Below are 3,027 nucleotides of genomic sequence, written 5' to 3'. Positions count from 1 at the left end.
AAAATACCGACCTCCAAATGTTAGATTTTCGGTCTAACTTTTTGGGGTCGGTACATTCGGTCTCATGCCTAAAATTCGAGCCTGGGTCTCGAATTTCCTAGTAAAATAATCCACATTCTGTGGTTTATTTTACTAGTGCTACTGCGGGAATTCTTTTTCATTCAAAAATGGAAAGATGAGAGATCGTATGTGAGAAAATTTGATTTTCTTAAGTAGCAAGGGACGGCAGTAGCTACTGCGAAAAGTAAAAAAATGTGGAGCTGTTTGCTCCACATTTTTTATTATTCATCTGACGAAATCAGTCTTTCGATATATTGTTGTCCTAGTTCTTCGAATTGGACTTTGTTCTGTAATAATTCAATCACAGATTCTTGGAAAGATTCTACTTTTTCAACAGGTAAGCTACAATGGATTGCGACCACATCTGTAAATTCCTTATCGACTACAGAAATAGTATTTGTTTCAAGATAGTATTCTAATTTTCCAACAGTAGAATAATCAATCGTCACTTTTAAAATTGTTTCTAAGCTAGCTTGTACAACACCGATTGCTTTAAGGCCTTCTGCTACAGCTCCTGTATAAGCACGAACGAGTCCCCCAGCACCTAGTTTAGTACCGCCAAAGTATCGTGTTACAACAACCGTAGTATTTTTCAGTTCTTGTTTCTTCAATACTTCTAACATTGGAACACCGGCTGTTCCACTCGGTTCTCCATCGTCCATTGCACGTTGGAATTCATCTCTTTCTCCAATTAAATAAGCAGAACAATTATGAGTAGCTTTCCAATGTTCTTTCTTGATAGCTTGAATGAATTCGAGAGCTTCTTCTTCTGTTTCAGTACGTTTAAAATGAGCGATAAAACGCGAACCTTTAATTTCAATTTCATTTTGCCCATCTTGATGAATCGTTTTATATTGCTCTAACATAGACTCTCCTTTCAAAATTTATTTGCTTCTATTGTATCATAAAACGTGTGCGATAAAAATAATGTAAAATTCAGCTGTTTTATTTGCACAATAGCATGCTTTCTTATATATTTAATATGCTTTAAAAATAATAATTCAAAAGAGGTAAATATGAAAAAAAGTAAATTAGTTACTTCAATTATGTCAGCAAGTTTATTAAGTGCTTGTGTTCAAATTAATACAGCACCTCAACCAACAACGACAACTTCTGTAGCACAAACAACACAAAGTAGTCAAACAACTACAAATACAACTACAAATACAACAAGTGGACAACAAGCATCGAACGCTAATCAAGGTTCTACGCAAGGGACAACTTCTTATAAAGAAAGTGTTGAAAAAATGGTAGAAGTGTTTGCGAGCCAGTATAGTGCTTTAGATATTACGAAAGTTCAATTAAAAACAATTCAACCAGTTGTGTATGAAATTTCTGCAATGGATGATACAACAGAATATGAGTTTATTTATCAAGTAGACAGCCAAAATTTAGTTCAAACAGAAATGGATCGTAAAAAAGGAGATATTTCTTATAAACGTGCTTATAAAAAGATTGAGACATCTACTTTAACAGATGTTGATGAGATGATTTCTGTAGCGTTAGGTCAATTTTCTGGTGGACAGTTAAAAGATTGGTCATTAGAACGTGATAATGGTCAATTATATTGGAATGTAGAAGTTTATCATAATGGAAAATCAATGGAAGTAACGATAGATGCTGCTTCAAAACAAATTGTTAAAATTGATGACTAAAAAGAATAGTGAATGATAATATAGAAGTTATTTTTTATATATGCTATACTATATTGCACGAAATTTTAAAAATGAAAGGAGAAGATATGAGAAAAGAAATTTTTTCTATTAGAAAAATCAAAAAAATTGCTGGGTCAGTTGTGATTGGATCTGCATTATTTGGTATGGGTACTCCAGTTAGCGCTGCGAGTCCATCGACTTATCATTATGTTGATGAAGCAAATTTAACAGAACAAGAAAAAGCACTTCTTCATACGGAAGTTCCACCTCAGGATGAAGAAGTGTATTATTTAATTTACCGTAAAATCGAACAAGTACTTCCACAAACGGGAGTAAGAGAAAATATGGCAATTGCTACTGCAGGATTATTAGCTGCAAGTAGTATTGTGTTAGTCGTTTCTAAGAAAAAACGCCATAAAATTTTAGGAGCATTATTCATTACTGCTTCAGGAGCTGCAACATTTATTCCTTCTCAAGCAGTAGCAGTGGAGTTAAGTCAAGTGATTCGTTCTTCTTCGAATGAAGGAGTGGTACAAATTGATGGCTATCGTTATGTTGGATATTTAAGTGAAAGAGAACTAAAAAATTTTTCACATCATGAACAACAAGAACCAACTACTACTACTCGTGTAGAAACGATTGAAGAAGCTCTTCCATATGGGGTAGTGGAACAAGAAGATGCTACTTTATTAAAAGGACAAAAACAAATCGCTACTCAAGGAGTAGAAGGCCTTCGTCGTGTAACAGTGGAAGTGACTACTGTAGATGGAGTGGAAACACGTAAAGTAATTGGAGAAGAAGTTGTAAAACAACCTATCTCTCAAGTAGTTAAAGTAGGGACTAAAGAATCTGTTACTCCAGCGGAAAAAAATGAAGTAACAAGAATTGAGACAACTACAGAAACTATTCCATTTGAAACTATTACACAGGCAGATACAGCTTTAGAAAAAGGAAAGAGTCGAATTCTTTATGCTGGTCAACCAGGAGTTCGTACGATTCAAACTCAAGTAACAGTTGTGAATGGCGTAGAAACACGTAAAGTTGTTAAATCTGAAGTAACAAAACAACCAATTTCTCAAATTATTGGTGTAGGTACAAAAGAAGAAATTCCGGCACCTACAGCTCCAACAGTTGAGAGTGAAACTCCAAAACCAACTCCAGAAGTGAAACCTGAAACACCTAAAGTAGAAGTGGCAAAAGGTACACAGGAAATAGGAAAAGAAGGCCAAGCAGTAACGCAACCATCTTTACCAGAACATACTGAAAAAGTAGAAGTAAAAGGTACTCAAGAACCAGGAAAAGAAGGCCAAGC

Annotated in this window: 3 protein-coding genes; 2 read left to right on the top strand and 1 reads right to left on the bottom strand. The window is 34.7% G+C overall.

Annotated features, from left to right (window positions below; genetic code table 11):
- Positions 1–281: 281 nt before the first annotated feature.
- Positions 282–926 (bottom strand): YigZ family protein, encoded by a 645-nt coding sequence (locus RYK07_RS08920; RefSeq protein ID WP_314853504.1) that lies wholly within the window; start codon positions 924–926, stop codon positions 282–284.
- Between the two features lie 150 nt (positions 927–1,076).
- On the opposite strand from RYK07_RS08920, the gene RYK07_RS08915 reads away from it, so the two are divergent.
- Both RYK07_RS08915 and RYK07_RS08910 read left to right on the top strand, forming a co-directional pair.
- Positions 1,077–1,715: a PepSY domain-containing protein gene (locus RYK07_RS08915; protein WP_314853503.1), complete on the top strand. Its 639-nt coding sequence runs from the start codon at positions 1,077–1,079 to the stop codon at positions 1,713–1,715.
- Positions 1,716–1,801: 86 nt separating this feature from the next.
- A partial coding sequence (locus RYK07_RS08910; protein WP_314853502.1) for a G5 domain-containing protein occupies positions 1,802–3,027 on the top strand: 1,226 nt, incomplete at its 3' end.

Source organism: uncultured Granulicatella sp. (assembly GCF_963528315.1).
Lineage (GTDB): Bacteria > Bacillota > Bacilli > Lactobacillales > Aerococcaceae > Granulicatella.
Note: the sequence above shows the minus strand (reverse complement) of the source record. Positions and strands in the feature narration are given on the sequence as shown.

Bases quoted from the DNA above. Each gene is read 5' to 3' on its own strand.
- RYK07_RS08920 (WP_314853504.1), bottom strand. From the start codon at position 926: ATGTTAGAGCAATATAAAACGATTCATCAAGATGGGCAAAATGAAATT.
- RYK07_RS08915 (WP_314853503.1), top strand. From the start codon at position 1,077: ATGAAAAAAAGTAAATTAGTTACTTCAATTATGTCAGCAAGTTTATTA.